At 59.3% G+C, this 22,154-nt stretch carries 31 protein-coding genes, 1 tRNA gene and 1 pseudogene; 13 read left to right on the top strand and 20 right to left on the bottom strand.

The window, feature by feature from the left end; genetic code table 11:
* Position 1 precedes the first annotated feature (1 nt).
* The 6 genes from KW568_RS07030 to KW568_RS07005 all read right to left on the bottom strand — a co-directional run bounded on the left by KW568_RS07030 (position 2) and on the right by KW568_RS07005 (position 2,322).
* Complete coding sequence (locus KW568_RS07030) at positions 2–232, bottom strand: hypothetical protein (RefSeq protein WP_103469968.1); 231 nt, start codon at positions 230–232, stop codon at positions 2–4.
* The gene (locus tag KW568_RS07025) at positions 229–825 is read right to left on the bottom strand and encodes a hypothetical protein (protein ID WP_019438277.1); all 597 of its coding nucleotides are present in this window, start codon (positions 823–825) and stop codon (positions 229–231) included. The genes KW568_RS07030 and KW568_RS07025 overlap by 4 nt, the downstream gene beginning before the upstream one ends.
* Entirely contained in the window at positions 822–1,118 is a 297-nt protein-coding gene (locus tag KW568_RS07020) for a hypothetical protein (RefSeq protein ID WP_019438276.1), read from the bottom strand. The genes KW568_RS07025 and KW568_RS07020 overlap by 4 nt, the downstream gene beginning before the upstream one ends.
* Positions 1,115–1,348 carry a hypothetical protein gene (locus KW568_RS07015; protein ID WP_019438275.1) on the bottom strand — a complete coding sequence of 78 codons (234 nt, stop codon included), beginning with the start codon at positions 1,346–1,348 and terminating at the stop codon, positions 1,115–1,117. Before KW568_RS07015 ends, KW568_RS07020 begins: the two co-directional genes overlap by 4 nt.
* Before the next feature lie 8 nt (positions 1,349–1,356).
* The gene (locus KW568_RS07010) at positions 1,357–1,704 is read right to left on the bottom strand and encodes a hypothetical protein (RefSeq protein ID WP_019438274.1); all 348 of its coding nucleotides are present in this window, start codon (positions 1,702–1,704) and stop codon (positions 1,357–1,359) included.
* Between the two features lie 318 nt (positions 1,705–2,022).
* Entirely contained in the window at positions 2,023–2,322 is a 300-nt protein-coding gene (locus KW568_RS07005) for a Cro/CI family transcriptional regulator (RefSeq protein ID WP_019438273.1), read from the bottom strand.
* 91 nt (positions 2,323–2,413) lie between these two features.
* Here KW568_RS07005 and KW568_RS07000 point away from each other — a divergent pair, with 91 nt between their 5' ends.
* Positions 2,414–3,244: an XRE family transcriptional regulator gene (locus KW568_RS07000; protein ID WP_019438272.1), complete on the top strand. Its 831-nt coding sequence runs from the start codon at positions 2,414–2,416 to the stop codon at positions 3,242–3,244.
* Positions 3,245–3,280: 36 nt separating this feature from the next.
* Here KW568_RS07000 and KW568_RS06995 read toward each other — a convergent pair whose 3' ends face one another.
* Positions 3,281–3,598, bottom strand: coding sequence for a DUF1654 domain-containing protein (locus KW568_RS06995; protein WP_019438271.1), 318 nt, complete (start codon positions 3,596–3,598; stop codon positions 3,281–3,283).
* A gap of 158 nt (positions 3,599–3,756) precedes the next feature.
* On the opposite strand from KW568_RS06995, the gene KW568_RS06990 reads away from it, so the two are divergent.
* The 8 genes and pseudogenes from KW568_RS06990 to KW568_RS06955 all read left to right on the top strand — a co-directional run bounded on the left by KW568_RS06990 (position 3,757) and on the right by KW568_RS06955 (position 6,359).
* Complete coding sequence (locus KW568_RS06990) at positions 3,757–4,137, top strand: LuxR C-terminal-related transcriptional regulator (protein ID WP_019438270.1); 381 nt, start codon at positions 3,757–3,759, stop codon at positions 4,135–4,137.
* Between the two features lie 107 nt (positions 4,138–4,244).
* Positions 4,245–4,682: a tellurite resistance TerB family protein gene (locus KW568_RS06985; protein WP_019438269.1), complete on the top strand. Its 438-nt coding sequence runs from the start codon at positions 4,245–4,247 to the stop codon at positions 4,680–4,682.
* Complete coding sequence (locus KW568_RS06980) at positions 4,679–4,882, top strand: hypothetical protein (RefSeq protein WP_009681855.1); 204 nt, start codon at positions 4,679–4,681, stop codon at positions 4,880–4,882. Before KW568_RS06985 ends, KW568_RS06980 begins: the two co-directional genes overlap by 4 nt.
* Before the next feature lie 48 nt (positions 4,883–4,930).
* Positions 4,931–5,107, top strand: a pseudogene (csrA, locus tag KW568_RS06975) (carbon storage regulator CsrA); the annotation flags it as partial.
* Between the two features lie 127 nt (positions 5,108–5,234).
* Positions 5,235–5,570: a hypothetical protein gene (locus tag KW568_RS06970; protein ID WP_019438266.1), complete on the top strand. Its 336-nt coding sequence runs from the start codon at positions 5,235–5,237 to the stop codon at positions 5,568–5,570.
* On the top strand, positions 5,567–5,710 hold the full coding sequence (locus KW568_RS06965) for a hypothetical protein (protein WP_173585837.1): 144 nt from the start codon (positions 5,567–5,569) through the stop codon (positions 5,708–5,710). The genes KW568_RS06970 and KW568_RS06965 overlap by 4 nt, the downstream gene beginning before the upstream one ends.
* A complete protein-coding gene (locus KW568_RS06960) occupies positions 5,707–6,114 on the top strand; it encodes a hypothetical protein (RefSeq protein WP_259537950.1) in 408 nt (135 codons plus the stop codon). Before KW568_RS06965 ends, KW568_RS06960 begins: the two co-directional genes overlap by 4 nt.
* Positions 6,111–6,359 (top strand): AlpA family transcriptional regulator, encoded by a 249-nt coding sequence (locus tag KW568_RS06955; protein WP_259537948.1) that lies wholly within the window; start codon positions 6,111–6,113, stop codon positions 6,357–6,359. Before KW568_RS06960 ends, KW568_RS06955 begins: the two co-directional genes overlap by 4 nt.
* A 20-nt stretch (positions 6,360–6,379) precedes the next feature.
* Here the strand turns inward: KW568_RS06955 and KW568_RS06950 are convergent, their stop codons facing one another.
* The 9 genes from KW568_RS06950 to dapA all read right to left on the bottom strand — a co-directional run bounded on the left by KW568_RS06950 (position 6,380) and on the right by dapA (position 13,091).
* The gene (locus KW568_RS06950) at positions 6,380–6,898 is read right to left on the bottom strand and encodes a hypothetical protein (RefSeq protein WP_259537947.1); all 519 of its coding nucleotides are present in this window, start codon (positions 6,896–6,898) and stop codon (positions 6,380–6,382) included.
* Positions 6,899–6,912: 14 nt separating this feature from the next.
* Entirely contained in the window at positions 6,913–7,536 is a 624-nt protein-coding gene (locus tag KW568_RS06945; protein ID WP_259537945.1) for a hypothetical protein, read from the bottom strand.
* A complete protein-coding gene (locus tag KW568_RS06940) occupies positions 7,529–8,266 on the bottom strand; it encodes a hypothetical protein (RefSeq protein WP_259537942.1) in 738 nt (245 codons plus the stop codon). The genes KW568_RS06945 and KW568_RS06940 overlap by 8 nt, the downstream gene beginning before the upstream one ends.
* Before the next feature lie 32 nt (positions 8,267–8,298).
* Positions 8,299–9,276 (bottom strand): site-specific integrase, encoded by a 978-nt coding sequence (locus KW568_RS06935; protein ID WP_259537940.1) that lies wholly within the window; start codon positions 9,274–9,276, stop codon positions 8,299–8,301.
* 109 nt (positions 9,277–9,385) lie between these two features.
* Positions 9,386–9,475, bottom strand: a tRNA-Ser gene (locus KW568_RS06930).
* A 91-nt stretch (positions 9,476–9,566) separates the two neighbouring features.
* Entirely contained in the window at positions 9,567–10,277 is a 711-nt protein-coding gene (gene purC / locus KW568_RS06925) for a phosphoribosylaminoimidazolesuccinocarboxamide synthase (protein ID WP_004575735.1), read from the bottom strand.
* Between the two features lie 30 nt (positions 10,278–10,307).
* A complete protein-coding gene (locus tag KW568_RS06920) occupies positions 10,308–11,066 on the bottom strand; it encodes an MBL fold metallo-hydrolase (RefSeq protein WP_003254735.1) in 759 nt (252 codons plus the stop codon).
* Positions 11,067–12,188 carry an outer membrane protein assembly factor BamC gene (gene bamC / locus KW568_RS06915; protein WP_003254738.1) on the bottom strand — a complete coding sequence of 374 codons (1,122 nt, stop codon included), beginning with the start codon at positions 12,186–12,188 and terminating at the stop codon, positions 11,067–11,069. It abuts the gene before it with no gap.
* A gap of 15 nt (positions 12,189–12,203) precedes the next feature.
* Positions 12,204–13,091, bottom strand: coding sequence for a 4-hydroxy-tetrahydrodipicolinate synthase (dapA, locus tag KW568_RS06910; protein ID WP_003254739.1), 888 nt, complete (start codon positions 13,089–13,091; stop codon positions 12,204–12,206).
* Positions 13,092–13,350: 259 nt separating this feature from the next.
* Between dapA and KW568_RS06905 the strand changes: the two genes are divergently transcribed.
* Together KW568_RS06905 and KW568_RS06900 are read left to right on the top strand one after the other, a co-directional pair.
* Entirely contained in the window at positions 13,351–13,911 is a 561-nt protein-coding gene (locus KW568_RS06905; protein ID WP_003254741.1) for a glycine cleavage system protein R, read from the top strand.
* 11 nt (positions 13,912–13,922) lie between these two features.
* Positions 13,923–14,396, top strand: a complete 474-nt coding sequence (locus tag KW568_RS06900) for a peroxiredoxin (RefSeq protein WP_004575736.1) — start codon at positions 13,923–13,925, stop codon at positions 14,394–14,396.
* Positions 14,397–14,431: 35 nt separating this feature from the next.
* On the opposite strand, the gene KW568_RS06895 is transcribed toward KW568_RS06900, so the two are convergent.
* Entirely contained in the window at positions 14,432–15,502 is a 1,071-nt protein-coding gene (locus KW568_RS06895) for an AI-2E family transporter (RefSeq protein WP_003254744.1), read from the bottom strand.
* A gap of 20 nt (positions 15,503–15,522) precedes the next feature.
* The gene (locus tag KW568_RS06890; protein ID WP_003254745.1) at positions 15,523–15,762 is read right to left on the bottom strand and encodes a sulfurtransferase TusA family protein; all 240 of its coding nucleotides are present in this window, start codon (positions 15,760–15,762) and stop codon (positions 15,523–15,525) included.
* Between the two features lie 122 nt (positions 15,763–15,884).
* Between KW568_RS06890 and KW568_RS06885 the strand changes: the two genes are divergently transcribed.
* Positions 15,885–17,321, top strand: a complete 1,437-nt coding sequence (locus tag KW568_RS06885) for a M48 family metalloprotease (RefSeq protein WP_003254746.1) — start codon at positions 15,885–15,887, stop codon at positions 17,319–17,321.
* A 165-nt stretch (positions 17,322–17,486) separates the two neighbouring features.
* On the opposite strand, the gene nadA is transcribed toward KW568_RS06885, so the two are convergent.
* Positions 17,487–18,545 (bottom strand): quinolinate synthase NadA, encoded by a 1,059-nt coding sequence (nadA, locus tag KW568_RS06880; RefSeq protein ID WP_003254747.1) that lies wholly within the window; start codon positions 18,543–18,545, stop codon positions 17,487–17,489.
* A 274-nt stretch (positions 18,546–18,819) separates the two neighbouring features.
* Complete coding sequence (locus KW568_RS06875) at positions 18,820–20,328, bottom strand: YdgA family protein (RefSeq protein ID WP_004575737.1); 1,509 nt, start codon at positions 20,326–20,328, stop codon at positions 18,820–18,822.
* Positions 20,329–20,774: 446 nt separating this feature from the next.
* Between KW568_RS06875 and KW568_RS06870 the strand changes: the two genes are divergently transcribed.
* On the top strand, positions 20,775–22,127 hold the full coding sequence (locus KW568_RS06870; protein ID WP_003254749.1) for an APC family permease: 1,353 nt from the start codon (positions 20,775–20,777) through the stop codon (positions 22,125–22,127).
* Positions 22,128–22,154: the final 27 nt, after the last annotated feature.

The raw sequence follows: 22,154 nt of genomic DNA, 5'->3' as shown, positions 1-22,154 counted from the left end.
TTCAAATCTCCAACTCAGCGGTCACCCGCCGGACAAACTGGTCGTAGCTCTCGGCCATCTGGAACCCCTGAAGCTCCAGCGCCTCGCGATAAGCCTTCGCGCTTCCGTACAGCACCCAACGCTCGCGCTCTGGTAGGTCCCGGAACGCGGCGTAGCTTGGCCAAGGGCCGGTGATGATCGACGCGCCAGCGCGCTGCGGGAGCACCTGGGCATGGTTTGGGGTCGTGGTCATTGGAGGGTCTCCGATGAGGGACCGGTGATGGTCGGAAGAGAAGCACTCACATCCTGCGCAGCACTGCCAGCAAGCCGGGAAATCAGTTGGCTGTATGCGTTCAAGGCGTCAACCGAGTGGGCTCTCGCCAGGTCCAGCTCAACCAGCTGAGGGCAATTTCCGTTGATGAGCTCACCGACACGCCTGATGTAGTTGAATCCAGCCTGCGCCAGCTCCAGGTCCGCCAGGCCGGCAAAAGCAGACGCGGCCAACGGCTTGAGCTCAGGCGGGCGGATAGGGATTGGTAGCGAACTGATCACCTCTCCCGCCAACAGCGCCTGGCGCTGCTTCTCCAGGTGATCAGCAGAAACAGTCTGCACGGCATAGCCAGTTCGCCTACGGAAGAGCACCGCCAGCGCCATGCATGCCTCAATGAGGCTGACGTGCGTTTCGTCGCGCTCATGGATCTTGGCGCCCTCCTCCACCACCTCGATGGCGTTGGCGACGGTCTCGAAGCACGTCATCAGCAGGGCAGCATCGGCGAACTTCTCGAAGAAGGCTTCGTCGATCACATCAGCTGCGGGGGCTGCGGGGAAATTGATAACGCTGCTCATGCAGCACCTCCCACATCCTTTGCATCATGGAAGGCAGCCGCGTTTCGGTGAGGCCACATAAAGTTTCGCGTGTCGAAAACGACGCGCTCGAACAGGCGCTCAAGTTCGCCGGCTACAGGATTGTCGAATCCGCCGAGCGAGGGCACGACATGCGCCCAGTACAAGGCTTTGATCAACTTGAATGATTCGCGCGCTTCGTTGAAACGCGCGATATCCGCTGCGGTGAGGGTCACGTCGTGGACGATCTCACCATGCAAGCCATCTGGCTGCCACACCGGGACAATCTGGTTCATTGGGGGATCTCCAAGTCCGTAGCCATCCGACAAAACTCACGGTGAGCCGCCCAGGCGATTACTCGCATGGAACGGATGATGCCGTCCTCGCCGCGTTCGCCGATCATTGCTGGGTGTTCGCCTGGGTCGCTGTCCTTGAAGCCGCCGTTGTGCTCAAGCACCTCGGCGAGGATCGCCAGCAGCTCAAGCCCCTCCTCTACGCGCTTGGCGGGGGAAGAAAACTTGGTCATGGGATGGCTCATTCCGACACCCCCGCGCCACGAACCGGAGATACAAGGTTTTGTGGCGCGAAGTCTTCGGCCTGCTCGACAGATCCAACCCCGGAGTCGATCAGCGCTCTCGCTTGGCCAACCAATGCGCGGATCGCAAAAGCCAAGTTACAGCTTGCATTGACCTGGACGAGCTGGCCGAGCAGGTCTTCTGCTGCGCTCAGATTGGCACTTGCAAAGTTGAACGCCTCAGAGCAGCTGATCCCAGGCACCGTCGAGAAGAAGAACTCATCGCCGTTCTGGTTGAATTTTGTCGCCATGGTCACGAGCAAGCCCGCTTGCGTTGGCGGTGCCTCGGTGGTATTTTTCGGGTGCATCTCGTCCTCCTACAGAACGAAGATTCAAAAAGTCCCTGCCAGGGGACTGGTTAAGAAGCCCGGCCTGCGAAGCCGGGTTTTCTGCTTTCTGGGCTAAGCCAAATGCAGAAACTGGTGGGGCCGCTCGGTTAAGGCGGCTTTCCGGTGTCTGTGCTAGTCATTGAAATTTCCCCCTGCCCTCCAAGCTCTCACAGAAAAAGTCGGAATCAAGGCCTGGCGACTGATCTGGCTTGAAATCAATTTTGCCCTGCCTTTCCGCGCTATGAATTTCTTGCCCATGACAGCTTTCCCTGAGGTATCGATATGGCATGGGGGCATTCATTGGGAGGCCTGCACGGCACTGGATGAATTAACAGCAGATTCGTTGGTCTGCGCTTGATGGCTTTTGGCTGGTACCTTTTGATCCAAGGTCGGGAGCGATTCCGCCAGCGAGGGACGAATGCTTGAAGCGGCGAAACGCCCATGAGTTTTGGCCTGAATGATCAAAGCCATATCAGCAGAACAGCCATGGACGCCGCGCACCCAGCCGCTGACTGTGCCTTGCGTCACGCCGAGCGCTTTCGCTGTTGCCACCTGGCCGCCAAAAAACTTGACCAAGTCATTGAAGATTTCATTCATGGGCTTAACGCCGAATAGAGGTATGCCTTTACTGTATTTTAGAGGCATACCTTTTTGCAAGGAAAAAGGCTAACCATTAGATTGGTGCGTTATGGAACTCAAAGATCGACTCAAACACGCCCGACGCCTGAAAGGGATTACCCAGACCGAGCTGGCCGAAAGGGCTGGCATCGCGCAAGCCTCGATCTCGGAAATCGAGAGAGGGCTCTCCCGATCCAGTAGCCACCTGGTGAAGATCGCCCAGATCTGCGGGGTTGATGCGCTATGGTTGGCGGAGGGAGTGGGTAGCATCCCCGCCCCAACCGAGCCTGGCTACGCTCTCGTCGGTGAGGAGATACAGAAGCTCTCGGCTGCTGACATGGTCAGGCAGATGCTGGAAAAAACGGGCTCGGGCCTGTCGGAAGAGGCGCGCAATCGTCTACTCCAAGCTGCCGAAGAGACCGATTCACACCCTGACGACGGCTCTGCAAAGGTGGGCGCTACTCGTGGCTCCGCTGGCGATATGATCCGAATTGCACACTATGACGTGCGAGGAGCAATGGGTGGAGGCCAAGTAACGCACGACTACCCGGAGATGCTTAGAGACGTTCGCGTCAGCTTGAGCCACCTACGGGAACTGGGGCTTGACTTCAAAGAGCCACATCACCTGAAGCTCGTCACTGGCTGGGGTCAATCAATGGCTCCAACCATCAAGGATCGCGATCCATTGATTGTCGACGTGACTGTTCGCGACTTCATCGGCGATGGAGTGTATTTCATCTCTTGGGGTGGGCATGAGTACATCAAGCGCCTCCAGGTCGCGGACGATGAGCATTACGAGATGATCTCCGACAACCCTAAACACAAGGATCGGATGATCCGTAAAGAGGAAACCTACATCCAGGCAAAAGTCCTATACGTCTGGAATGGCAACCTTCTGTAGCGCGCCGAGCAATGGCGCAGCGCGCAATTTCCGCCCTTAAAACGGGGCGGCGACCTCCTCTTCGGCTTCTGCCCCCTCCATCGCCAAGGTGGAGGTCTGCTCTTCATCGGCCTCCCACTGAAGCGTCACGCTTCCATCATCGCTGAAGGTCATTTCTATTCCTGGGGTTTCAGCAATCATGCTCATGACCTCCTCCCAATTCTGATCGCTATCAGTATCAAGCTGGTGAATTGTCACCCACCTCTGGGTCTGAGCTATTGGATGGTTGATCATCGAAGAAACCCTCAAGACCAAGCGTTCCATGCCTGTCATCTCCGTGCGCTGCTCTGCCACTTGTTTTTTTTGCTTGGCCACAACCTTCTCCTGATTACTGTATATCCATACAGCAAAAGGGTACTCAACCGGTACTATCGGAGGGAAGTGCTGCGAAAAAATAAAGGTATACCTGTTGACAGTAGAATATAGGGAAACCATTATTTGCCCCATCAACTTACTCGCACGGAGCGAAGCACATGAACGCACTGACTTTCGGTAACTGGACTGGCAGCCTTGGGCTGGGACTGGCGGAGCGTGAGCTCCAGTGCGTAATGGCTGTGGCATGCGGACTGACCAGCAAAGAAGCCGCTCGTGAGCTAGGTGTAGCCAAGGACACCATCGACAAGCGCTTGCTTGCAGCCAGCACCAAGCTCGGTGTGATCAAGCGCGCACAACTCGTGGCAGAAGCAATGCGAAGGGGCCTGATATCTCCGATGGTGATGACTATCTGCGCGGTGTTGGTTGGACATTCCGTATCCAGTACTGACGAATTCACCCGCGTGCGCCGTCAAGGCGAACGAAAAATTGAAACCCGCATAACAACCCGGCGCGCTGAGTGCGCCTTGGCGGTGGCGTGACGCTACCCGCCTGACCTGATCCAACCCTGACTTTTGCGAAAGCCAACAAACGCGGCAGGCCACCGGCTTGCCTGATGAAAGCTCCACCAACCCAAGAGGAAAGACCCATGTTCGGTATTGGAAAGAAACTGTTCGGCGCCAAGCGCGCAGTCAAGAAGCTGGAAAACCGTGACCTGATGCAAGCCATCGTCGGTGGCTGCCTGCTGGTGGCGGCGGCTGACGGCGAGATCAGCAAGAACGAAGCGGCTCAGATCGACATTCAGATCCGGGCGAACAAGAACCTGGAGCATTTCGGTCAAGAGATCACCGCCACCGTGAACCTCTTCACCGAGCAACTGCAGGCCGGATTCCGCCTGGGGCGCATGAACATCATGCGCGAGATCGCGGACATCAAGAACAATCCTCTCGATGCGGAGGAGGTGTTCGTGAACATGATCACAGTTGCCGAGGGCGACGGAAGCATCAGTCCCGAAGAACTCAAGGTCCTGGCCGAGGTTGGTGTGCAGCTGGGCTTGCGCCCCAAAGACTTCGGTATCGAGGCTTGAAGCGCAAGCACATAGGCCTGGGCGCGGTTGTAGGGCTTGCCCTGTGCGCGCTCGCAATCGCCGCCGTCGTGAACTGGGGGTCGTGCCAATGGTACGGCTACCAGACCGAGCGGCACACCAAGTTCGCGCCCTACGTCGGCTGCATGGTGAAAACCACTGGCGGCTGGGTACCACGCAACGAGCTGCGCACAACGCAGTGAATTGAAGGGGGGCGGCAATCGCCGCCCTCCCCTACAAGGAGTTTGACCATGTTGATCCTCACCCGTCGCGTAGGCGAAGCCATCAAGATCGCCGACGACATCACCGTAGTTGTGCTGGGCGTCAAAGGGAGCCAAGTTCGCCTTGGCATCGAAGCTCCGCAAGGTGTAGCCGTAGACCGCAAGGAAATTGCCGAGCGCAAAGCAGCAGGTCTGCCCAAGCCACAGGCGCCAGCATCGAGTGACGCGCCGCCCAAGTCTGAAACGCTCTATGGCAATCGCACCGAGGCTGAGTGGCGCCAGCTCCTGCAGGATGAAGCCGAGGAAAAAGCCGCACTCAAATCGGAGAGCGGCCATGAAGCAGCCTGAACGCATCACGCTAGTGCTGAGGGCCTGCGAGGCCGCGCCACTATCGAACATCTTGCCTTTCACCAAGCTGGGCGATCTGGTCTCAGCTGGCCGAGGGCTGGCAGTAATCGCCGGCGCCAGCGAGGGAGACCTGCAGGTCAAGCTGGAAGAGCGTGAGACCCAGTTGCAGGAAGCCGACACACTGCTGCGTGAGGCGATCGCCTACATCAACGACGACCTGGTCAACGTCGGGTATCGCGACATGCTCCTCGCCCGGATCGACAGGCTGCTTGATCGTGACCAGGCGCAGCAGGCGGAAAAGCCTCGGGAGCAGGAGCCATGAGCCAGGCCTGCCTGCTCTTACTGCTGTGGGATGCCCTGCAGCAGCGCGAAACAACCTTTGGGCAGGTCCTTGACCTGTCCGCTGCCTGCGGCCTGGATGGGCGGCGGGTTCTGGCCGACCACTTCCGGAGGCACTCATGAGCAATCGCGATGTCAGCCAGGCAGCAATGGAGATCATCGAATCGATGGGGCTCAAGCGGGGTCGCGGCCGCGTCAACTCGCTCGTATCGAGATCGGCCGCAAAGGTACCGACTAAGAATGCCGTCGCCGAGGGCATCAAGACATCAGGCGTAGTTGCGATCGCTTCCGGGCCAATCAACAGGCTCATGTACTTAGAGGCGAGGCGCTGGGCCGTTGACCTAGTCGCCTCGCTGCGGGGATCGCCGGTCTCAGTTGTGGTAGAGCGGTTGAACGGCGCAACGGTAGGCCGGCCGGGTAGCTACGCGGCCGGCATCGAGTCCGTGATTGTTGAGCTGAGGAATGCAGACGTGAGAGATCAGAGCGAAAACGAGAACCTGACGCATCAGGACGGGAGGAAGGAATGAGCGAAGAAACCGAAGTACTGACGGTTGAGGGCCTAGCCAAGCTGCTGGGCCGCACCGAGGCGTCAATCAGGGAAGGGATTCGCCGCGGCGTGCCGTGGCTGCCCAAGAGCTTCAAGATGGGCAACCGGCACTGCTGGCTGAAAGAAGACGTTCGCAAGTTCTTGCGCGAATTTCGGGATGGGGAGCACCAGAAGTCGAAACCTGGCAGAAAAAGGAAACAGCCTCGTTCGCTACGCGCGGCGTAATTACGCTCCCAACAACGTTTTTACTGCTTGAGAGCTCCACAGGTTGGGCATGGCTCGCTAGGCGGCTGCGGTCGAAGTTTCTTTTTTATGCCATCACTTAGAAGGTTGAAGTCAAGTTGCTTTTCTTCAATCGCACCCAATAGAAGAGCCCTAAGCTTGCCGAGAGTATAACGGGTGGTGCCCCCCGACCTGATTTTATCAGCCAAAACATCTGCAACCAATGCAAGTTCTTTAATGGTGAGATTGGCAAGATCCCTGTGGGTATGTGCAAATTTTTCACAGGCCGTATTACCTGGTGTCGCGGCGATTGTTATTGCCAACCCCTGAAAGACAGCCTCGGGAATCACCACCACATCCATTTTGTCAAGATTGTCGTTAGCAGCGGCAAGCGCAAGAATCGCACTACTAATTTCGGTTTCCGAATCTACTCGCCAGAACGATAAGGTATTACCATTCGTCTTCATGCAATTGGTGATAGCATCTGCGTTAACAGCTCCATTTCCATCAACCTCCCACTTTGAGCGTGAGATCTTACGCACGAAATACGACATCCTTATCCCCCAATTACATCTTCAATAATTTCATTTTTGTACTCCTCCAGCCAAGCCGGCTGGATCGAAAAGTCCTTAAGCTTCGCAACAAGAACCGGATCTTCCCAGTACTCATACGCCCTTAAAGCGTACTCCTTAACTTCAACAGAGCCATGCGAAAGGGCAGCTAATGCAATTAATTCGTTAGCTGGACTAAGAGCTTCCTTGTCCAGATGTGCGACCACAGAAAGCACGCCTACCAGACGATTCACATGTGAAGTGTTTCCAAGAAAAAACTTGCCGATAGAGGTTTGCACCAAAAATGGGTTCGTGGCAAGCCATTGCTCAACATAATATTCTGTAGAAGATTTTACCCCAGGCTCGAATCGATCTGAATCGAGTCGCTCCATAAACCCCTTCTCAAATTTAGCCCGCGCCTCTTCGTCCAGCACCTGTGGTTTTGCAGAGCCGGTTTGAGGTGACTCGATTATCCTGATGTTCCGAGTAACATTAGGATCATAGAATGACGAATTGGCAAGCGTGAAGCTAAAATTAAACGCAGACAAGCTAGCCTGAGAGGTTATCGAAAAAGGGTCCCCAATTCCGATGGCAGTAGATATGTCGGTGACCGAAGGCCTGTTAGCCATAAGCGATCTCCCGAACATTGTTCAGCACTGTACTCTGAAGGTCTAAGCTATTATCAATAAAACCTGCAATAAGCGCCGCATCCATGGTAAATGATGCTTTTTCCATTGGCATGTTTACATCCATGGTCACATGAATCGTTGTAAACTCCTTCTGCCCGCTCTGATCACCCATTTGAACATCGCTTCGGGCGAAATTGGTTATCAGATTTACAGGCGAGGCAATATTCTCCATACCCACTGGAGAAACCAAACGAACCGACCACTCTTTAGGCGTCAAATTTCCAGTAGGATTAAAGGCCGGATTTAGCATAAGCCCTTTAACTTTTTCCAAGCTAGCGTCATCTAAAGGCTTAAGAAAGGTTTCCGTCACATAACCTGCACGCCGCACATTCAGGCTAAAAACTGAAATAATTTTTTCAATTATTTTTTTGCTTTCATCGCTAAAATCTCGAAGCGACAAACCTGCAGCATTGCTGCCAGGGAACGGGTTGCAAAAGACATCCATCCGATTAGAAAGAATATTTACTACAATCCCATTACGTATAGACTGAAATCCAAGCCGCGCCTCTACTTTGCTAGTTTGACCATTGAACTCCTGAATAGGAGTTGGCATGAACCCTAGCGTAAAGAAGTTCTCAATGCACTTTTTGAGCGTCTCTTCATCTGGAGTCACATGAGAAAAATCGCCGAAAAGCGCCACTTGATATTTCAATTTTGTCTCAGCTGACACGACCCGCTCCTTATGTGTGTGGGTGGACGATCTTACGCTAGCTTATCTGCTAAATCATAGGGATTCAGATGAGTGTAGCGTTTTAGCATCGTGAGAGTCTTGTGGCCCGTGATACTAGCGACCTCCATCATTGTGAAGCCCCGCTCGAAGAAACGACTGGTCGCCTCATGGCGCAGGTCGTGAAGGCGCAGGCCTTGAATACCAGCGGCCTCGCAGGCCCTGGGAAAATAGTTGCTGATCGTGTTGAGCGCCAGGCTGAAGTACCGGCCGCCACCGATCGGGGTGGGCAGCCCCTCCAGCAGGGCGATCGCCCGGGAGGACAACGGCACAGCCCGCCGCTCGCCGTTTTTGGTGTCTTCCAGATAAGCCACTTTGCCGCGCACCTGGTCGCGGCGCAGCAGCAGCAGCTCAGAACGTCGCATCGCGGTCTCCACCGCCAACTCAATGAACACCGGAAGCTGGGCATTCATCTGGCCGGCCGCCTTGTACAGCGCGGTGAGTTCCGCCGGTGTTGGTCGGCGATCCCTCTCCTTGCTGCCTTTTGGCATACGGATCGCTCGGCACGGGTTGGTCAGCCCTTCGATTCCCCATTCCTTGGTGGCCACCGTGTAGAGGTGGCTGATCACCGCCAGGTTGAGGCGGACTGTTGCCGTCGACTTGCCTTCTTTGAGCTCAGCATCGCGGTACGCGGCCATGTCGCTCGAACGGATGGCAGCCAGGCCCTTGCTGGCCAGCTTGTGCTCTTTCCACTTCTTGATGCGGACCTGTTCCTGCTTGGCACCTTTCTTGGTGGAAGTGACCTCTGACAGGTAGCGCTCCAAGGCCTCGGCGAGCGTAGTGCTCTCGGCCTCGCGCATGTCGACGAATCGTGCACGCGACATATCGCCTTCGATCTCAGCGGCCCATCGCTGGGCTTCTGCCTTGGTGTCAAAGGTGGCGGAAAGGGTTGGATATCCTTTGCGGCGGATCTGGGCGCGCCAGGCGTCCCCGCGCTTCTCGTAGTAGGCCATGGCGGAATGATAGCGAACGCTTGGGGGAATTACACGCTCCCCCATTCCCCCAAAATTCCCCCAAACGAAAAAAGCCCCGAGTGCTATACAGCGCTCGGGGCCTTTAATATGGCGGAGAGATAGGGATTTGAACCCTAGGTACTGTTGCCAGTACAACGGATTTCGAATCCGTCCCGTTCGACCACTCCGGCATCTCTCCAATGCCGCGCATCATACCAGCGTTCTTTTAAAACGCAAATCTTTTTTTCAAAAAAACCGCGTGGTATCAGGCGCTTGCGTGAACGTGCCGCTTACAGCGGCACGCCCAGGCGCCTGGCAACTTCTTCGTAGGCTTCGATCACGTCGCCCAGGCCCTGACGGAAGCGGTCCTTGTCCATCTTCTTGCGGGTTTCTTTGTCCCACAGGCGGCAGCCGTCCGGGCTGAACTCGTCGCCCAGCACGATCTGGCCGTGGAATACGCCGAACTCCAGCTTGAAGTCGACCAGCAGCAGGCCGGCGTCATCGAACAGCTTGCTCAGCACTTCGTTGACCTTCAACGACAGCTTCTTCATTTCCACCAGTTGCTCGGCGGTGCCCCAGCCGAACGCGACAACGTGGGATTCGTTGATGAAGGGGTCGCCCTTCTCGTCGTTCTTCAGGAACAGCTCGAAGGTGGACGGCTCCAGCTTGATGCCCTCCTCCACGCCCAGGCGCTTGACCAGGCTGCCGGCAGCGTAGTTACGCACCACGCACTCGACCGGAATCATGTCCAGCTTCTTCACCAGGCACTCGTTGTCGCCCAGCAGCTTGTCGAACTGGGTCGGCACGCCGGCTTCTTCCAGTTTCTGCATGATGAAGGCGTTGAACTTGTTGTTCACCATGCCTTTGCGGTCGAGTTGTTCGATACGCTTGCCGTCGAACGCCGAAGTGTCGTTACGGAACAGCAGGATCAAGCGGTCGGCGTCATCGGTCTTGTAAACCGATTTGGCCTTGCCGCGGTAAAGTTCTTCGCGTTTTTCCATGATTGGGCTCCGCTTGCTTGAGGTGTTGGGCTAGGCGATTTCGCGCCAGTCGAGCCCGTGTTCCTGATTCGCCACCTGGAGCCAGTCCGGGTCACACCCGAGGGTATCGACAAAGCACTGGCGGGCCAAGTGTGGCAGGTTGTTCTTGCTGCTGAGGTGGGCCAGCACCAGGTGTTGCAGGTTGTTCCAGCCCAACTCGTGCACCAGGCGCGCAGCCTGGTGGTTGTTCAAATGCCCTTGCATGCCACCCACCCGCTGCTTCAGAAAAGCCGGGTAGTGACCACGTGCCAGCAGGTCGCGACAGTGGTTGGCCTCGATCAGCAGTGCATCCAGGCCCTGGTAACGCTCCAGCAACAGCGCGTCGTAAGAGCCCAGGTCGGTCAGCATGCCAAAGCGCCGCTTGCCGTCGCTGACCACGTACTGCAACGGCTCGTAGGCGTCGTGCTCGACCCGCGCTGCGGTTACTTCCAGGCTGCCGATACGCAGGCTTTGGCCACACGCGAGAAAACCGGCCACCTCCACCGGCTTGCGCATGCCGCGCAAAGTCCCTTGGCTGAGGTAGACCGGTACATTGTAGCGCCGTGACAGCAAGCCGACCCCATGCACGTGGTCGGCATGTTCGTGGGTGACCAGCACTGCACTGAGCTGAGCGGCAGAAACCCCGAGCAGCGCCAGGCGCCGCTCGGTTTCACGCAGGGAAAAACCGCAATCGACCAGGATGAACGTGTCACCACTGGCGATCAGCGTGCCGTTCCCTTGGCTGCCGCTTCCGAGTACCGCGAAGCGCACTTAGCCCAGGTGGTCCTGAATGGCGCTCAGCACACGGCGGGCGACATCGGCCGGAGCCACGGTGTTGATGTTTTTCTCGACCGTGACCTGCACGCTCTCACCCACCTTGCTCAGGCGAACCTGGTAACGCTCGGCACGGGCTTCACGCTCTTCCTTGGTCGGCTCGCTGCCGAACAGGCGGCTGAAGAAGCCAGGCTGGTTCTGCTTGTCGTCAGGCTTTTCGGACAGGTTGATGTAGTACAGGCCCAGGCTGCGGTTGATGTCTTCAACACGCCATTCGCCACCCTGCTCCAGCGCACGGCCCACGCCAGACCAGGCGCGGTCCAGGTCGGAGCCCAGGTACAGCACCGGGTTGCCGCTGCCGTCTTCGCTCAGGCTGACGCGGCTTGGGGCGTCGAAATCGCGCGCGGCCAGCAGCGACACCGAACCGCCCTTCTCGGCGCTGCGGTTCATGCTGGCAAGCATTTCGTCGACCAGCAGGGCATCGGTGCCGGTATTGCTGGAGCTGGACGGGAACGCAGGCTCGGCAGTGCTGCCGGCCGGGCGCTCGACGCTGACCACATACACTTCGGAGGTGTTGCGCTGCACGCCAGGCTCCATGCGCACACGGACACGCACCTCGCTGTCGCCGCTGCTGGCAGTGCTGGCCAGACGCTGGCCAAGCGATGCCGACAGTTCGTCGAAACGCTGCCAGGTGGTGTTGAACTCACCCGTCTGCGGGCGCTCTTCAGCAATGCGGAAGCCGTTATCCTCGAAGAACTGCCGGGCTACCGGCCACACTTCGGCTGGCGAATGCTGGGCCAGCACCCAACGGCTGCTGCCGCTGCGCTGCAGGCTGTAGTCGGTGACCTGGGCGGCACCGCCCGTCAATGGTTGCGGGCGAGGCACTTCAAACTCACCCTTGACGGTATCGTCAGCGACGTTACGCGGAATCGGCAGCAGCGGGTCAAGGCGTTTGACGTTGCTGGCGTCCGGCGGCAGCTGCATCGGCGCGGTCGGGTGCGCCTGCAGGTAGTCACTGCCGCGGTCGCGGAAATAGCCATCCTCGCCCCACAGCCAGCCACACCCACTGGTGGTGGAGATAATCAGGGCAAGGGCGGAAAGACCAGCCAGTCGCTTCATGCGGTGTACTTCCTCTTAAACCAGTACGCCGGACTGGCGCAAGGCAGTACGGACTTTTTCGTGGCAGCCTTCGCTCAGCCAGGTCAGTGGCAGGCGAATACCTTTTTGCATCAGGCCCATTTCGACGAGCGCCCATTTCACCGGGATCGGGTTGGACTCGCAGAACAGGTCTTTGTGCAGCGGCATGAGTTTTTCGTTGATTGCGCGGGCCTTCTCGGCATTGCCCTCAAGGGCGGCCTCGCACAGGTCCGCCATTTCGCGCGGAGCGACGTTGGCGGTGACGGAGATGTTGCCCTTGCCGCCCATCAGGATCAGCTCGACGGCAGTCGGGTCGTCGCCGGACATGACGATGAAGTCCTTGCTGACGCCATCGAGAATGGCCTTGGCGCGGGCCAGGTCGCCCGTGGCTTCCTTGATGCCGATGATGTTCGGCACGGTCGACAGGCGGATCACGGTCTCGGCCTGCATGTCGCAGGAGGTACGGCCGGGAACGTTGTAGAGGATCTGCGGGATGTCGACGGCTTCGGCAATGTGCTTGAAGTGCTGGTACAGGCCTTCTTGCGTTGGCTTGTTGTAGTACGGCACAACCAGCAGGCAGGCGTCGGCGCCAGCATTCTTGGCGTTCTGGGTCAGGTGCACGGCTTCGGCGGTGGAGTTGGCACCGGTGCCGGCGATGACCGGAATCGGTTTGGCGCTGCGTTTGACGCGCTCGACCACGTGCTTGATGACCAGGATGTGTTCTTCGACATCCAGCGTGGCCGACTCACCGGTGGTGCCGACAGCGACGATCGCATGGGTGCCGTTTTCCAGGTGGAAGTCTACAAGTTTGTCGAGGCTGCCCCAGTCAACACGCCCTTGTGCATCCATGGGTGTGACCAATGCCACCATACTGCCCGCAATCATGTAACTGCTCCTGCCGGAAAAAGAGAGCGGTAATGGTACTGGGGGCATCGACCTTGCACAAGCGAAGCAGGCGGGTGGAGCATTCCCCTCGGCGGCTTATTTCGCTACCCTTGGCCCTTTGATCGGTGCAGCGCGGCCCGCCGGGCCGTCGACCTTGCTCCCCGCCAGCGTCCAAGACCTCGCATGCGAGCCCCGGGCCCTGCCGACAGGAGGCTTTTGCCCGTCCTGTGCCGACCGCTCATCGCTTTAGGAATGCTGCATGTCCACCCCCACCGTCCGCGAACAATTCCTTGTCATCAGTGCCCTGGGCCCGAACCCCATGGAGCTGGCCAACGTCCTCAGCCGCGCTGCCTTCGAAAACCGCTGCGCGGTGGTCACCTCGCGCCTGAGCCGCCACGGCGAGACCAGCGCCCTGGTGCTGCAGGTGGGCGGCAGCTGGGACGCCCTGGCACGTCTCGAGTCCACCCTGCCAGGCTTGGGCAAGAAGCACGGCCTGACCCTCGACGTGGTCCGCAGCGCGGACCAGGAAGTGCGCCCGCAGGCCCTTCCGTATGTAGCCTACGTCAGCGCTGCCTACCGCCCGGACATCATCAACGAGCTGTGCCAGTTCTTCCTTGACCACCGCGTCGAGCTGGAAGCCATGACCTGCGACACCTACCTGGCGCCGCAAACCGGTAGCAGCATGCTCAACGCCCAGTTCACCGTGATTCTGCCGGCCGGCACGCAGATCAGCTGGCTACGCGACCAGTTCCTGGACTTTGCCGATGCCCTGAACCTCGACGCACTGATCGAGCCATGGCGTCCCCAGAACCCAATGTAAGGAAACCGATCATGGCTGTAGCACTCGACCAACCTGTCGCCGACTTCCAGGCCCAGGCCACCAGCGGGCAAACCGTCAGCCTTGCCGAACTCAAGGGCCAGCAGGTGGTGGTGTACTTCTACCCCAAGGACAGCACCCCAGGCTGCACCACCGAGGGCCAGGGCTTCCGCGACCAGCACGACGCCTTCGCCGCGGCCAATACCGTGGTATTCGGTGTGTCGCGTGATGGCATCAAGTCGCACGAGAACTTCAAGGCCAAGCAAGGCTTCCCGTTCGAGCTGATCAGCGACAGGGACGAGGCCCTGTGCCAGCTGTTCGACGTGATCAAGCTGAAGAAGCTGTATGGCAAGGAGTACATGGGCGTTGACCGCAGCACTTTCCTGATCGACAAGGACGGGGTGCTGCGCCAGGAATGGCGTGGCGTAAAAGTGCCCGGGCATGTGGATGCCGTATTGGCGGCCGCCCAAGCCTTGAACAAGGCTTGAAGTTGAATGGGGCCGCTCTGCGGCCCCAATTACATTCAAAGCATCGGTGAAACGCTAGGCTCCTGCTTGGGCCACGCATCCAGCACGGCCTTGATCAGCGTCGCCAGGGGGATGGCGAAGAATATCCCCCAAAACCCCCATAGCCCGCCAAACAGCAGCACCGCGCAGATAATCGCCACCGGGTGCAGGCTCACCGCTTCGGAGAACAGCAGCGGTACCAGCACATTGCCATCCAGCGCCTGGATGATCGCGTACACCGTCATCAGGTAGATGAACTGGTCGCCCCAGCCCCACTGGAACAGCGCAATCAGGGTCACCGGCACGGTCACGACCACCGCGCCCACGTAAGGCACCACCACCGACAACCCCACCAGCAACGCCAATAGCGCTGCGTAATTGAGCCCCAGGCTGATGAAGGCGATGTAAGTGGCAATGCCGCAGATCAGAATCTCGATACCCTTGCCGCGGATGTAGTTGGCGATCTGCCGGTTCATCTCGCTGCCCACCCGGTTCAGCAAGGTGCGCTGGCGCGGCAGGTAGCCACTGACCCAGCGGCCAATGAGTTCGCGATCCTTCAGGAAGAAGAACACCAGAATCGGCACCAGCACCAGATAGATCATGGCATTGACCAGCAGTGGCAGGCTGGACAACGAGAAGGTCAGCGCCCATTGACCAAACTTGCCAATTTCACCGCGCACCGATTCGATGGCATGCAATACCTGCTCGTCCGACACCAGGTGCGGATAGCGCTCCGGCAGCAGCAGCAACAACGACTGCCACTTGCCGAGCATGCCCGGCAGCTCGTTGAACAGCGTGATCAGCTGGTGCCATAGCAGCGGTACCAGCACCAGCATGAACACCGCCAGTGCGCCCATGAACAAGGCAAACACCAGCATCACCGCCAGCCGTGTAGGTACGCGCACGCGCTCCAGGGCGTTGACCAACCCCTGCATCAGAAACGCCAGCACCATGCCCGCCAGCACCGGCGCGAGCATGCCGCCCAGGGTGAGCACGGCGGTAAAAGCCAGGAACAACAGGACCGCCAGCACCACCGCTTCCTCATCGGAGAAGTAGCGCTGCACCCAGTCGCGAAGCACTTTGAACATTGACGATCCTTGGAAAAGACTCAGGCCTTGCGCAGCCAGTAAGTATAGGTACCGGCCTCGGCCGTTTCTTGCAGCAGGGTATGACCGGCCAACTGGGCGAAAGTGCGGAAGTCGCGCTGGGAGCCTGCGTCCGTGGCGATAACCTTGAGCACCGCGCCACTGGCCAGGCGATTGAGCTCCATCTTGGCCTTGAGCAGTGGCAAAGGGCAATTCAGCCCGCTGGCGTCCAGTTCGGCGTCGCAGGTCAGGGTGTTACTCATCGCAGGGTCTCCAAAGGCATCGCCAGGGTGCTTCTTGGCATGGCTGGCTAGGATAGCGCCACTGGTCGCCAACGTGTGAGCCCGCTACAGTAGGTATCTTTGATCCGACGCGAGCTTCATGCATGAATCTACTGCGCCCTACCCTGCTGACGCTGGCCTGCCTGATGGCCCTTCCCGGCCATGCTGACGACCTGCCATCACTGGGTGATGCCAGTTCTGCGATCGTCTCGCCGCAACAGGAGCACCAACTGGGCCGTGCCTGGCTCAGCCTGCTGCGCGGCCAGGTCAATCAGCTCAACGACCCACAGCTCAAGGACTACGTCGAAACCAGCGTGTACAAGCTGGCCGAAACCAGCCAGCTGCAGGACCGGCGCCTGGAGTTCATCCTGATCGACAGCCGCGAGCTGAACGCCTTTGCCGCCCCGGGTGGCATTGTCGGGGTCAACGGCGGGCTGTTCCTCAACGCCCAGACCGAGGGTGAATATGCCTCGGTACTGGCCCACGAACTGGCGCACTTGTCGCAACGCCACTTCGCACGGGGTGTCGAGGCCCAGCAGCGTATGCAGTTGCCGATGATGGCAGCGCTGCTGGCCGGCATCGTGCTGGCCGCAGGTGGTGCCGGCGATGCGGGCATCGGCATGATTGCCGGCACCCAGGCGGCGGCCATTCAGGAGCAACGGCGCTTCTCGCGCCAGAATGAACAGGAAGCTGACCGCATCGGTATCCAGAACCTGGAAAAGGCCGGCTACGATCCGCGCAACATGCCGACCATGTTCGAGCGCCTGGCACGCCAGTATCGCTATGACGCAAAACCGCCGGAGTTCCTGCTGACCCACCCGGTGACCGAATCACGTATTGCCGACACCCGTAACCGCGCCGACCAGGCGCCCCAGGGTGGTATTGAAGACAGCATGCGCTACCAGCTGATCCGCGCCCGGGTGGCACTGACCTACGAAGGCACGCCGGGGCTTGCCGCCAAGCGCTTCCGCGCCCAGCTGGACGAAGATCCAAAACTGGATGCCGCACGTTATGGCCTGGCCTTGGCACAGATCAAGGGCGGGCAATTGAACGAGGCCCGTGAAATGCTCAAGCCGCTGCTGGCCAAGGCGCCCAACGACATCACCTACAACCTGGCGCAAATCGACCTGGACATCACCAACAACCGTCTTGCCGACGCCCAGCAGCGCGCCGAACGGATGCAGGGGCTGTACCCGGGCAACTACCCGTTGAAACAGGTGCGTGCCGACCTGCTGGTGAAACAGAACAAGCCGGCTGAGGCCGAGAAGGTGTTGAACGAGCTGGTGAAGAGTCGGCCGGATGACCCGGATGTGTGGTACGACATGGCCGAGGTGCGTGGCTTGTCGGGCAATACCATTGGCTTGCACCGGGCGCGTGCCGAGTACTTCACGCTGGTCGGCGACTTTGATCAGGCAATCCAGCAGCTGGATTACGCCAAGCGCCGGGCGGGTGGGAATTTCCCGCTGGCCTCACAGATTGACCAGCGCCAGCGCGAGATCATGGAGCAACGGCGCATGGTTCAGGAAATGATGGGGCGCTGAGGGTTTTGGGGGCGCTTTGCGCCCCAATCGCGACACAAGGCCGCTCCCACAGGCGTATGCAGGGCCATGTGGGAGCAACTGTCTTGCTCAATTTCTAAAAGCTGGCGCGATCCCTGTGGGAGCGGCCTTGTGTCGCGATGGGGCCGCAAAGCGGCCCCGGCAACCTCAAGCGTTACCGGAAAGCTTCAGCCGCGCCGCCTGGGTAAAGTCCAGCATACGGTTTAGCGGCTTGATTGCCTTGGGTACCAGCGCCGGGTCAACAAAAATTTCGTTGGTGCCGTTACGCAGGCAATCCAGCACCCGCTCCAGGGTGTTCATCGCCATCCACGGGCAGTGCGCACAGCTGCGGCATGCCGCGCCGTTACCGGCGGTGGGGGCTTCGACGAATTCCTTGTCCGGGCACAGCTGCTGCATCTTGTAGAAGATGCCGCGGTCGGTGGCGACGATGAAGGTTTTGTTCGGCAGGGTCTGGGCAGCCTTGATCAGCTGGCTGGTGGAACCCACCGCGTCGGCCAACTCGATCACCGCTTCCGGCGACTCGGGGTGCACCAGGATCGCAGCATCCGGGTACAGCGCCTTCATGTCAGCCAACTGGCGCGACTTGAACTCTTCGTGAACGATGCAGGCACCGTCCCACAGCAGCATGTCGGCACCGGTCTGCTTCTGGATGTAACGGCCCAGGTGCTGGTCCGGGCCCCAGATGATGGTTTCGCCGTTGTCCATCAGGCTTTCGACAATTTCCAGCGCGCAGCTCGAAGTCACCACCCAATCGGCGCGCGCCTTCACCGCTGCGGACGTGTTGGCGTAGACCACCACGGTGCGTTCAGGGTGCTGGTCGCAGAAGGCCGAGAACTCTTCCACCGGGCAACCCAGGTCGAGCGAGCAGGTGGCCTCCAGTGTCGGCATTAGCACGCGCTTTTCCGGGGTGAGGATTTTTGCCGTCTCGCCCATGAAGCGCACACCGGCCACGATGACCGTTTCGGCCGGGTGGTTCTTGCCGAAACGGGCCATTTCCAACGAGTCGGACACGCAGCCGCCGGTTTCTTCAGCCAGCGCCTGGATGACCGGGTCGCAGTAGTAATGGGCAACCAGCACGGCATTCTGGGCCTTGAGCTCGGCAGCGATGGCCGCACGGTATTCGGCCTCCTGCTCGGCTGTCAGCGGGTTGGGCTGCTTGGCGTCGAGGTGGGCCTGAACCAAAAGGCGTTCGGAAATCTGGGTCATGATCGCTGGACCTGCAGGCGCGCTTGCGCGTCAAATCGAGTGTATCACCCGGCCCTGGCAGATCGGCTAAGGGTGCCGGACGGCATGGTGACCGCCACGGCCCTCTGCGGGCGCGGATTATTATCGGAGGCCGAAGGCTACAGACAATCCAGCGATTACTAAAGGGGTTTTTGTGTTGCCTGTGCTGGCCTCTTCGCGGGTAAACCCGCTCCTACACGGTGAAATCCTGGTAGGAGCGGGTTCACCCGCGAAGAGGCTGCAACAGGAGAAACCGTCACCCCTGCGGCGACAGGGCCGCCAGATGCGCCGCCATGAACATGGCAAATTCTTCCACGGTCATTTTTCGGCCATTGAAATCGACCATGCCATCGGCATAGTGCAGGCTGCTGACCACATCATCGCCCTGCACGGTGGCCATGCCGCTCTGCAGCGCCATCATGCCGACCATCTCCCCCGCCTGGCTCGACTGCATGGCAATCGCTTGCGCGTCGGTCTGGCCATCCAGCAAGGCCTGCAAGGTCGCCAGGTCACCGATCATCGGCTTGGACAGCGACAGCTTGCCTTTCACCTCCGTGATGATCTGCTTGCTCAGCTGGTCCGGCGGCAGGTCGAAGCTGGCCGGTGCGGCGAGGTCCATCGACAGGTTGAAGCGGCTCTCGCCATTGGCGGTCTTGAACGACAGGTTTTCCACCGCCAGCTTGGGCTTGGCGGCCAGCAATTTCTGCAAGTCACCCTGGAAGCGGGCCTTTTCGGCGTCGTCCATCTGGATCTGCGGCACCGGCTGGCCAGCCGCACTGGCGGCCTCGAACTCCGGCAAGTGCGACTGGTACCACTTCGACAAGGCCTGCAGCGCCGGGGCGTTTACCGAAGTCACGCTCACCGCCATCTGCGCCTTGCCTACCGCGCGGCCATCCCAGCTGATGTCGCCGACCTTGTACGCCGCGCGGCCACCTACGGTGTCCGTGCCGTCGAGGGTTTGCAAGGCGTTCTGTTCCAGGCCCTTGATCAACAGCACCTGCTGTTTCGGCCCAAGTGTGACCTTGGCTTCAGCCAACGCCAGATCGACGTTACCGACATAGATGGCATCGTGCGCGGTGGCTGCGAGGTTACCGCCAAACGTCAGCCCGTTGAGCTCGAACGTGGCCGGCGGCTGGTCGTCATGCACACGCTTCATCACCAGCCTGTCGGCCTGGCCGCGGAACTTGGAGGCCTTGCCCTCCTTGTCCCCACTGACTTCGAACTGCATGCCCGAAAAGTCGAAGGTGTTGCCATCCGCTTCGTCAATCTTGAGCGGCGCCAGCTGAACCTGGCTGACCACACTGCCGCCGTAACCCAGGCTGGTCTGTGCGCTGATCGGAGCCTTTTCACCCGCAGCGGCGAACAATGGCGCGACGGCTTCATCCTTCTGCAGCGTGCTGTTGCTGACCGCCATTACCGGCATCAGCTTCAGTGCCCTGACCCTCGACCAGGGAAACGGGCCGTGCTCGATCTGGTCGGTCACGCCCACGTCAAAATTGATCACCTCGCCCTGCCCCACGTTGATGTCGCGAGCCTTGAGCCGGTACTGGGCAGTGCTGCTGAAGAGATGCTGCTCCAGCGACACACGCTCGATGCTCATGCTACCACCGGTACTGACCAGGGCCTTTTTGAGTTCGGCGTTGCTGCGTGCAAGGGCGTTGTCCAGCTCTGCCGGCAGCTGCTTGCCGGTGTACCAGGCGCCTGCGGTGGTTGCGACGGCAATGGCGATAGCCAGGCCGGAAAGGATGCCAACTGATTTCTTCATGAATAGAACCGATTGCTGTCCGTAAGGGCTTCGAAGGCGGCCAGAGGCCACGCAGAAATCGAAGAGTACCACCCCCGATTGGGCCGAGTGCTGGCCCAGCTCGAGAAATGCCATTTTTCGGACACATCCGACAGCCAGGTGAAACAAGCAAAGGATTCGTTAATTTTTACGAACACTCAAATTGATCAGAATCGCAAAAAAACGCGCAACAACCGAACAAATCCCGTATTTAATCGATAAATATTTCAATTTTGCAACATCTTGTCATGTTTAACTTGACACCCACCTACCCATCGTTTTTTATTTTCACCACTTTGCGCGCCCCACCGCGCCTTCCGCCGCTCCAACATAAAAGGTGAACAATATGGAGCCCACCCGCTCGCCCTTGCCGCATGCGCAATACACCGTGCCCGTCGTTTACGCCCAGCAGCAGGAGCCATGCCAGCATGCAGCCTGACCACAGCGCTTCCGGCAACGGCCAACTTCGCAAGACCCTGCGCCTCTGGCACGTGATCATCATCGGCCTGGCTTACCTGACCCCGATGACCGTGTTCGACACCTTCGGCATCGTCAGCGGGATCACCGCTGGCCATGTACCCAGCGCCTACATCCTGGCATTGGCCGGCATCCTGTTCACCGCGGTGAGCTATGGCACCCTGGTAAAACGCTTCCCGCAGTCGGGCTCGGCCTACACCTACACCCAGCGCGCGATCAACCCGCACGTGGGCTTCCTGGTGGGCTGGTCTTCACTGCTGGACTACCTGCTGCTGCCGATGGTCAACGCGCTACTGGCCAAGCTGTACCTTTCGGCCATGTTCCCGGAAGTACCTGAGTGGATGTGGGTCGCCGGCTTCGTCACCCTGATCAGCCTGATCAACATGCGCAGCGTAAACCTGGTGGCCCACTTCAACCTGCTGTTCGTGGGTGTACAGGTGGCGATCATCGCCGTGTTCATCTACCTGTGCGTGCGCGGCCTGGACCAGGGTGAAGGGCTGGGTACCACCTGGAGCCTGATACCGTTCGCCGACAGCCAGACCCAGTTCAGTGCCCTGGCCGCCGGTGCAACCATCCTGTGCTTCTCGTTCCTGGGCTTTGATGCGGTCACCTGCCTGTCCGAGGAAACCCGCGATCCGGCCAAGACCATTCCCCGGGCGATCTTCCTCACCGCACTGATTGGCGGTGTGGTCTTCATCACCGTGTCGTACTTCATCCAGGCCTACTTCCCGACCATGGCCCGCTTCCACGACCAGGAAGCAGCCCTGCCGGAAATTGCCCTGTACGTTGGCGGCAAGCTCTTCCAGTCGATCTTCATTGCCTGCACCGTGATCAACACCATCGCCTCGGGCCTGGCCTCGCAAACCAGCGTGTCACGCCTGCTGTATGTGATGGGCCGCGACAACGTGATCCCGGCCAGCGTCTTCGCCCGCCTGCATTCGCGCTACAAGACGCCAGTGCTGAACATTGCAGTCGTAGGGCTGATTTCGCTATCGGCGATCTTCTTCGACCTGGTTACCGCCACTTCCATCATCAACTTCGGCGCCCTGGTCGCGTTCAGCTTCGTCAACCTGTCGGTCATCAACCACTGCTACCTGCGTGAAGGCAATCGCAAAGGCCTGAGCAACCAGTTGAAGTACCTGGTGCTGCCGACCATCGGCTTCTGCATCATCGTCTCGCTGTGGCTGGACCTGAACGCACATTCGCTGATGTTTGGCGGCATCTGGGCTGCGCTCGGATTGATCTACCTGGGCTGGCTGACCAAAGCCTTCCGCGCGGCACCGCCCAACTACGTCGCCGAATGACCCACGCTGCCAACAACGCCCGCGCCT

It is taken from the genome of Pseudomonas sp. HD6515 (assembly GCF_024971855.1).
In the GTDB taxonomy this organism is placed as follows: domain Bacteria; phylum Pseudomonadota; class Gammaproteobacteria; order Pseudomonadales; family Pseudomonadaceae; genus Aquipseudomonas; species Aquipseudomonas alloputida.
Note: the sequence above shows the minus strand (reverse complement) of the source record. Positions and strands in the feature narration are given on the sequence as shown.

Excerpts from the sequence above, each read along its gene's own strand:
- KW568_RS07030 (WP_103469968.1), bottom strand. The coding sequence starts at position 232 with ATGACCACGACCCCAAACCATGCCCAGGTGCTCCCGCAGCGCGCTGGC.
- KW568_RS07025 (WP_019438277.1), bottom strand. The coding sequence starts at position 825 with ATGAGCAGCGTTATCAATTTCCCCGCAGCCCCCGCAGCTGATGTGATC.
- KW568_RS07020 (WP_019438276.1), bottom strand. The coding sequence starts at position 1,118 with ATGAACCAGATTGTCCCGGTGTGGCAGCCAGATGGCTTGCATGGTGAG.
- KW568_RS07015 (WP_019438275.1), bottom strand. The coding sequence starts at position 1,348 with ATGACCAAGTTTTCTTCCCCCGCCAAGCGCGTAGAGGAGGGGCTTGAG.
- KW568_RS07010 (WP_019438274.1), bottom strand. The coding sequence starts at position 1,704 with ATGCACCCGAAAAATACCACCGAGGCACCGCCAACGCAAGCGGGCTTG.
- KW568_RS07005 (WP_019438273.1), bottom strand. The coding sequence starts at position 2,322 with ATGAATGAAATCTTCAATGACTTGGTCAAGTTTTTTGGCGGCCAGGTG.
- KW568_RS07000 (WP_019438272.1), top strand. The coding sequence starts at position 2,414 with ATGGAACTCAAAGATCGACTCAAACACGCCCGACGCCTGAAAGGGATT.
- KW568_RS06990 (WP_019438270.1), top strand. The coding sequence starts at position 3,757 with ATGAACGCACTGACTTTCGGTAACTGGACTGGCAGCCTTGGGCTGGGA.
- KW568_RS06985 (WP_019438269.1), top strand. The coding sequence starts at position 4,245 with ATGTTCGGTATTGGAAAGAAACTGTTCGGCGCCAAGCGCGCAGTCAAG.
- KW568_RS06970 (WP_019438266.1), top strand. The coding sequence starts at position 5,235 with ATGAAGCAGCCTGAACGCATCACGCTAGTGCTGAGGGCCTGCGAGGCC.
- KW568_RS06965 (WP_173585837.1), top strand. The coding sequence starts at position 5,567 with ATGAGCCAGGCCTGCCTGCTCTTACTGCTGTGGGATGCCCTGCAGCAG.
- KW568_RS06960 (WP_259537950.1), top strand. The coding sequence starts at position 5,707 with ATGAGCAATCGCGATGTCAGCCAGGCAGCAATGGAGATCATCGAATCG.
- KW568_RS06955 (WP_259537948.1), top strand. The coding sequence starts at position 6,111 with ATGAGCGAAGAAACCGAAGTACTGACGGTTGAGGGCCTAGCCAAGCTG.
- KW568_RS06945 (WP_259537945.1), bottom strand. The coding sequence starts at position 7,536 with ATGGCTAACAGGCCTTCGGTCACCGACATATCTACTGCCATCGGAATT.
- KW568_RS06935 (WP_259537940.1), bottom strand. The coding sequence starts at position 9,276 with ATGGCCTACTACGAGAAGCGCGGGGACGCCTGGCGCGCCCAGATCCGC.
- purC (WP_004575735.1), bottom strand. The coding sequence starts at position 10,277 with ATGGAAAAACGCGAAGAACTTTACCGCGGCAAGGCCAAATCGGTTTAC.
- bamC (WP_003254738.1), bottom strand. The coding sequence starts at position 12,188 with ATGAAGCGACTGGCTGGTCTTTCCGCCCTTGCCCTGATTATCTCCACC.
- dapA (WP_003254739.1), bottom strand. The coding sequence starts at position 13,091 with ATGATTGCGGGCAGTATGGTGGCATTGGTCACACCCATGGATGCACAA.
- KW568_RS06905 (WP_003254741.1), top strand. The coding sequence starts at position 13,351 with ATGTCCACCCCCACCGTCCGCGAACAATTCCTTGTCATCAGTGCCCTG.
- KW568_RS06900 (WP_004575736.1), top strand. The coding sequence starts at position 13,923 with ATGGCTGTAGCACTCGACCAACCTGTCGCCGACTTCCAGGCCCAGGCC.
- KW568_RS06895 (WP_003254744.1), bottom strand. The coding sequence starts at position 15,502 with ATGTTCAAAGTGCTTCGCGACTGGGTGCAGCGCTACTTCTCCGATGAG.
- KW568_RS06890 (WP_003254745.1), bottom strand. The coding sequence starts at position 15,762 with ATGAGTAACACCCTGACCTGCGACGCCGAACTGGACGCCAGCGGGCTG.
- KW568_RS06885 (WP_003254746.1), top strand. The coding sequence starts at position 15,885 with ATGAATCTACTGCGCCCTACCCTGCTGACGCTGGCCTGCCTGATGGCC.
- nadA (WP_003254747.1), bottom strand. The coding sequence starts at position 18,545 with ATGACCCAGATTTCCGAACGCCTTTTGGTTCAGGCCCACCTCGACGCC.
- KW568_RS06875 (WP_004575737.1), bottom strand. The coding sequence starts at position 20,328 with ATGAAGAAATCAGTTGGCATCCTTTCCGGCCTGGCTATCGCCATTGCC.
- KW568_RS06870 (WP_003254749.1), top strand. The coding sequence starts at position 20,775 with ATGCAGCCTGACCACAGCGCTTCCGGCAACGGCCAACTTCGCAAGACC.